Genomic DNA, 6,817 nt, shown 5'->3' on the forward strand with positions numbered 1-6,817 from the left:
CGTGGAAACGGGTGGACACTTTCTGGTCGAGACTGTTGTAGGTGTAGCGGGTCTCGTGGCCGTTGGCGTCGGTTTCCATAACGAGGTTGCCGTTGGCGTCGTACTCGAAGCTGTGGCGCTGTTCGAGTGCATTGATCACGGCGGTGCGGCGGCCGGCGGCGTCGTACTCGTAGCGGGTGCGCTGGCCGAGGGCGTCCACTTCCGCGATAACGCGACCGGCGGCATCGTACTCGGTGGTGCTGGTGCTGCCATCCGGGGTGCGGGTTTCGGTCAAGCGATTGAGGGCGTCGTAGGTCATCACCGTGGTGCGACCAAGGCGATCGGTTTCTTCCACCAGGTTGCCTTCGGCGTCGTAGCGGCGGGTTGCTACATAGAGACCGAGGACATCAATGCCTGGTAAAGAGCGACCTTATCGAGATCAGCTTTTTAAAGAACTATGGTGCAGTTACACAGAATTATTTACAGGGCCCGATGGCCGGGCATAGAAATTACTCCTCTTGTTTCTTATACCGAGAGGCGAGTCACATATTGACCGGAGTGCCTATCAGAACAGCTCCTCATCAGGATGAAAGGAGTGTTGCCGATTTCACCCGCTTTCTTGCCAATCCTTAGGCATTCCCACAAGCATGGCTGGACAAAAGATCAGTTAGCATCTGTATTCATTCTCAGCAGCCACTACCCTACTGTCCATCTCGAACTTGAACAATCAAACGCTCCATGCTGTCTTTAGCATTGGAAAAAGCTCCCTCAAGATCAGCAATAGCCCCTCTTAACATAGCGACTGATTCAATGCACTTTTGCTTGTCACCATCAGCGATTGACTCCTGCAGCTCCACAATAAGATCTGGAACACTCTTCATGCGGCCATCAATATTTGATCGCCAAGTCGAGATATCATGAACCTCGAAGATGGTTTCAAAATCCTCTTTCAGCTCATCAGAAACATCTTGTTCGCCGGGCAGGAAAGTGTGCGCGGCCAACTCCAGCCCATTAAGCATTTGCCGATATAAATTTGACACAGTCACACCCTCTAAAGGTATTTCTTGATTGATCTTCCTGCAGCTGCCGCAGTCTTTGCTGCATTTTCGGTCCCATCCAAATTAAGAACCCGCAAGAAGTATCCATTTTTATCAAAGACTTCGAGATGGTCGCCATGCTTCGTATCAAGATAGAAGTATTGACCCTTACTCAATCCAGCATTCCTCTTGCCAACCCGAAACAACTGGGCACCTTTAATGGTTTTGCCTGTTCTTGCGGACACCGCTTTAATACCGGCCCCAAACGGAGTGCTGAAGAACTCATCCATATTCCGAACAGATAGAACACAATCCCTGTTTGCATTGTGAACGAGCACACCCACGCGACCGACATAGTATGTGTGCGTATTTTCGACAGTAAGGTTATAGACTTTTTGATATTCATTAAAGCCTGAATAATCAGCAACCTTCTGAAGGCCCTTAATTGAGGACAAAGCATCACCACGAAGGATAGCGCCTGCATCCAGCCACTCACCATTGACATAAAACGGATGATCCTCCGTCGCTGTTATGAATTCGCCATCATCAAGGTCAACTTCAACCAGTGCGTATTCACCTTCTCCTCGGATAAGATGAATGACTTTCTGGTACTCAGACTCACCTGTCTCTTCGTTAAATGAGAGAACCATATCTCCAATCTTCACATCCTCAATAGCAACAAGGCCGCTTTCGGTATGGACTAAAGTTCCCGCAGGAAAACTATTTCTCAAACATGGTATTAACAGGTTTCGCCCAGTCTTTGCTCTGAACTTTTCCGCCATTCTCCTTGCGAACGCTCCTCCAGGCATTCTGCTCAAAAGAATGCTCATACCCATCTGAGCCGCTGAAAGCTCCTGATCTCCCGTAGCGACTTGAAAAACGCTATACGCATTAGCTGCGAGGCTCAGCGTAGACAGGTTTGCCTGAACGTTGATCGTGACACTGATATTTCCAATTGAGAAATTTCCGCTAGGGTCCACATACCTCACCGGATCCGCATTAGCGTAAAGATATTTATGCAATGTAATCGGGTCCTGATTCCGCCCCATCCAGGTATCCATCTGGCTGAACCGACCAACACCCTGATCATAATACCGCGCCCTCAGGTAGTACTGATCCAGCCCAGAGTCATACTGCTCCCCGGTATACCGATAGGCATTATCCGAGCTGCCCGTACTGGCCAGCAGCTTCCCAAAGGCCTCATACGCATAGGTGTCGGTCAGAACCTCCGATCCATCAACTAGAGCCCGAGTTGTCCCCAACCCGTCATACAGGAAGAACCGCTCCTGCCCTGCTCCTTCGGTCTGGCTCAGCAGGTCATCGCCGTATGAGTACTGCTTGGTAGTCGCCCCACCCTCAGTCTCTGCGAGGGCCTGGGCATACTGCCGGTTGTGGTCCACCACAAAGTTAGTGGTAACCCCACCCTCAGCGCGGCTGGTTCGGATGCCATTGATGTCGTAGCCATACAGGAGAGTCCCAGCAGGCGTGGTGGCCTCCACCAGACGATTCCGGGCATCCCAGACATAGCTGGTGCTGCCAGCGCCGCTAATCTCTGCCAGCGTATTGCCGTTGTCGTCATAGCTGTACGATGTCCCGCCCCGGCTCAGGAGCCGGTCATTGGCATCGTAGTCATAGGTGGTTACCACGCCATTGACGGTCGCCTGGGTTCGATTGCCCACACCATCGTACTGATACTGAGCCAGATGATTGCCGTTTTGCGGATCGGTAATCGCCTCTTCCACCAACCGGTAGAGATCATCGTAGCGGTACTCGCTGATCCGTCCGTTGTGCTCGACGATGCGCGTGCGGCGGCCGGTGGTATCCAGCGTGTAGTTGTACTGCTGCAGCACCGAGCCATTGCTGGCGCGACTGGTGAGCTGCGTCAGGCGGTTCAGGCTGTCGTAGTTGTAGCTCGTCGTGACGCCGTTCGCCTGAGTGACGCTGGCGCGGCTGCCGGCGGGGGTGTAGGTGTACGTCATGGTGCCGTGCTCGTCGGTGGCGGTTGCCAGTCGGTTCAGGGCGTCATAGCTGTAGTTGACCGTTCTTGGGGTGCCGCCGGCTGGCGTTACCGTCACCGAGGTCTTGTTGCCGTTCAGGTCGTAGGTGTACTCAAGCACCGAGCCGTCGGGCTTGGTTTCCCGGGTCAGGCGGTCTTGCTGGTCGTACTGGTAGTGCGTGACCTGCGGCAAGCCGTTGTTGGTCAGGGTGGTTTCGATTACTCGGCCGGCGGCGTCATAGGTCCAGGCTTCTTGCGTGCCGCCTGCATAGCTGCGGCGCACCAGCCGGTTCAGGGCATCGTACTCACTGGTGGTGAGCTGGCCGTTGAAGTCGGTGTGGCGAGTCTGGTTGCCGTTGGCGTCGTACTCGAAAGTCTCACGCTGGCCCAGCGGCAGGATGCGGGCGGTGACGCGCCCCAGAGCATCGTATTCCCAGCGGGTAGTACGGCCCTCTGCATCCGTCTGGGTGAGCTTGTTACCCTGGCTGTCGTAGCTGTAGAGCGTGGTCAGGGGCGCGCCGTTCAGGAACTGGCGTACTGCGGTGAGACGACCCAGTGCATCGTAGTCGTACTCGGTGCGGGTGCCGTTCTGGTCAACGCTGGCGGTTTTACGGCTGAGGGGGTCGTAGGTCATCACCGTGGTGCGACCAAGGCGATCGGTCTTCCGCCAAGTTGCCTTCGGCGTCGTAGCGGCCTGAAGCTTACCACCAAGACGCTCAATCCTCTGGCAACGGCAATCTTTTCGGGATCAGACTTTTAAAGAGCCACACGCAGTTACACGGAAGCATTAACAAACTACAAGTGTCCGGCAATAACCACCACTGTACAATCTTACATGGAGCAAAATAACGTCAAATTAGAGCATGATAGTTACCCTAGGCTATTCGATAGATTTTTCTATAGCCGAGTAACACTCTCTTATAATTCTGTCCACAACATCCCGCTCAGAGCCATGAACATCTCCTTTGATATCGTCCCAAAACTGCTGATAATAGACAAACCTTAGGAGCTCTTGCGTGAGAATTTCTAATCTATTCTTAGGTGATTCTTGTTGCGCCTGCGCCATAATTAACGCGTGCTCTGCCAGATCCTCTTCAAGGTAATACGCCTTCGGATACTCATCAGACATTATGTCGTTTGTTCTAATCTTCTCAAGTAGAAGGTCACGCTCTTTAATACTTCCCTCATCATTGAAAAGCGACGCCAACAACAAAATGCAGTCACCTGCGCCCCCCCAGACCACTTCATTTCCAGTGTACTCAAGCTTCCAGCATACAGAATCAAGAAGCTTCCTCGCCTCCCTCCTTCTCGACATTGCAACCAAACATGCAGCCAACAGCGCCATCCGCTCAAGACTATCGGCCTTAACAGCAGAGAACCTCTTTCTCAACATCCCAACAATCTTGCGTGGAATCCCATTCAGTGACCCATCTTCTGGCAGGGCAAGACCAATATCCATCTCACTTCCTTTTGCCAAGCGGCAAAGCCACAGTTAGCGGTATTGAAACGTCTGAAATAACAATAAACTGATCTCGACTCTTCATATTTCGTGCAAGAAATCCAAAGTGACCACCTACCACCATATTTTCTCTAGCTGGAACTTGACGCAATGAAACCGCAACAGGATAGCGTAGTGGCCCGCCTTCTCTTGTAGCGAAAAATGGATATTCATCGCATTGATATCCAATCTTTAAGAATTTGCATTCCTGGTGATTCTTATACCACCGTCTATTACCTCTTTTTCTTCTTTCATATGTCAGCACAATCGTATGAGGTAACTGAGCATCTCTGATGTGCTGCGCAAGTTCAGTATTATCCCCCCCAACAATCAAGAGGTTAGCCTTAAGGTTACACTTATTGGACTTCCGAATGCAGGCCCGGAGTTGCTTAATGGACTGAGTAAAAAGCTTGCCCGATTGCTTGATGGTAGAAGTTACGGACTTCTTTACTGCCGTTCTCAATGACGTGGCAGTTGCCTGCCTAGCCCCTAACGCAACTCCGTTATTGCTGATAGATATATCCATCAAGTTATACATTCCTGTTGGATCAGTACCATTTACGGGATTTGCATGAGTATATAGATACTTATGTAGCGTTATCGGATTGCCAATACGCCCCTTCCAAGAATCCATCTGCGTAAACCGACCCACACCATGATCGTAGTACCGCGCCCTAAGGTAGTACTGATCCAGCCCCGAGTCGTACTGCTCGCCGGTATACCGATAGGCGTTGTCCGAGCTCCCCGTGCTCGCAAGCAGCTCCCCAAACGCCTCATACACATAGGTGTCGGTTACTGCCTCCGAACCATCAGCCAAGGCCCTTGTCGTCCCCAACCCGTCATACAGGAAGAACCGCTCTTGCCCTGCCCCTTCGCTCTGGCTCAGCAGGTCATCGCCGTAGGTGTACTGCTTCGTGGTAGTCCCAGCCTCCATCTCGGCCAGCACCTGCGCGTACTGCTGGTTGTGGTCCACCACGAAGTTAGTGGTGATGCCGTTCTCGCTGCGGCTGGTGCGGATGCCATTAATGTCATAGTCGAACAGCAAGGTGCTATTGGGGGTGGTAGCTTCGATCAAGCGATTCCGGGCGTCCCAGCTGTAAGTGGTGGTCCCGCTGCTGCTCGATTCGGTCAGCGTGTTGCCATTGGCATCGTAGCTGTAGGTAGTGTCGCCTTGGCTCAGGATTCTGTCATTGGCGTCATAGCTGTAGCTGGTGGTGACGCCGTTAACGGTGGCCTGAGTACGATTGCCCACCATGTCGTATTGGTACAACGATTGGTGATTGCCGTTGACGGGGTCGCTGATGACCTCCTCGACCAACCGGTAGAGATCGTCGTAGACGTAGGCGCTGACACGGCCATTGTGCTCCTCAATGCGGGTGCGTCGTCCGCTGGCGTCGAGCGTGTAGTCGAACTGCTGCAGCACCGTGCCATTGCTGGCACGACTGGCGAGCTGCGTCAGGCGGTTCAGGCTGTCGTAGCTGTAGCTCGTCGTGACGCCGTTGGCCTGAGTGACGCTGGCGCGGCTGCCGGCGGGTGTGTAGGTGTACGTCGTGGTGCCGTGCTCGTCGGTGGCGGTTGCCAGTCTATTCAGTGCGTCATAGCTGTAGTTGACCGTTCTTGCGCTGCCGCCGGCTGGCGTTACCGTCACTGAGGTCTTGTTGCCGTTCAGGTCGTAGCTGTACTCAAGCACCGAGCCGTCGGGTTTGGTTTCCCGGGTCAGGCGGTCTTGCTGGTCGTACTGGTAGTGCGTGACCTGCGGCAAGCCGTGGGTGGTCAGGGTGGTTTCGATTACCCGGCCGGCGGCGTCATAGGTCCAGGCTTCCTGCGTGCCGTCTGCATAGCTGCGGCGCACCAGCCGGTTCAGGGCATCGTACTCACTGGTGGTGAGCTGGCCGTTGAAATCGGTGTGGCGAGTCTGGTTACCGTTGGCGTCGTACTCGAAAGTCTCACGCTGGCCCAGCGGCAAGATGCGCGCGGTGACACGGCCGAGGGCGTCGTATTCCCAGCGGGTAGTGCGGCCTTCCGCATCAGTCTGGGTGAGTTTGTTGCCCTGGCTGTCGTAGCTGTAGAGCGTGGTCAGGGGCGCGCCGTTCAGGAACTGGCGTACTGCGGTGAGACGGCCCAGTGCATCGTAGTCGTACTCGGTGCGCGTGCCGTTCTGGTCGACGCTGGCGGTTTTACGGCTGAGGGCGTCGTACTCGTCGCTGACCGTGCTGCCGTCGTGGAAACGGGTGGACACTTTCTGGTCGAGACTGTTGTAGGTGTAGCGGGTCTCGTGGCCGTTGGCGTCGGTTTCCATAACGAGGT

Annotated in this window: 4 protein-coding genes and 1 pseudogene; all 5 read right to left on the minus strand. The window is 54.0% G+C overall.

From position 1 onward, the window contains the following. Positions 1 to 334, minus strand: a pseudogene (locus J1C54_RS15870) (hypothetical protein); the annotation flags it as partial. A gap of 346 nt (positions 335 to 680) precedes the next feature. Continuing rightward, complete coding sequence (locus J1C54_RS15875) at positions 681 to 1,019, minus strand: hypothetical protein (RefSeq protein WP_229149850.1); 339 nt, start codon at positions 1,017 to 1,019, stop codon at positions 681 to 683. Between the two features lie 11 nt (positions 1,020 to 1,030). Continuing rightward, complete coding sequence (locus tag J1C54_RS15880; protein ID WP_229149852.1) at positions 1,031 to 3,646, minus strand: polymorphic toxin-type HINT domain-containing protein; 2,616 nt, start codon at positions 3,644 to 3,646, stop codon at positions 1,031 to 1,033. 246 nt (positions 3,647 to 3,892) lie between these two features. Next, on the minus strand, positions 3,893 to 4,471 hold the full coding sequence (locus tag J1C54_RS15885) for a hypothetical protein (RefSeq protein ID WP_229149854.1): 579 nt from the start codon (positions 4,469 to 4,471) through the stop codon (positions 3,893 to 3,895). 1 nt (position 4,472) lies between these two features. Continuing rightward, the coding region (locus J1C54_RS15890) for an RHS repeat-associated core domain-containing protein (protein WP_255612701.1) at positions 4,473 to 6,817 on the minus strand (2,345 nt) is incomplete at its 5' end.

Origin of the sequence: Alcanivorax sp. 1008, from assembly GCF_020667895.1 — a bacterium.
Lineage (GTDB): Bacteria > Pseudomonadota > Gammaproteobacteria > Pseudomonadales > Alcanivoracaceae > PGZG01.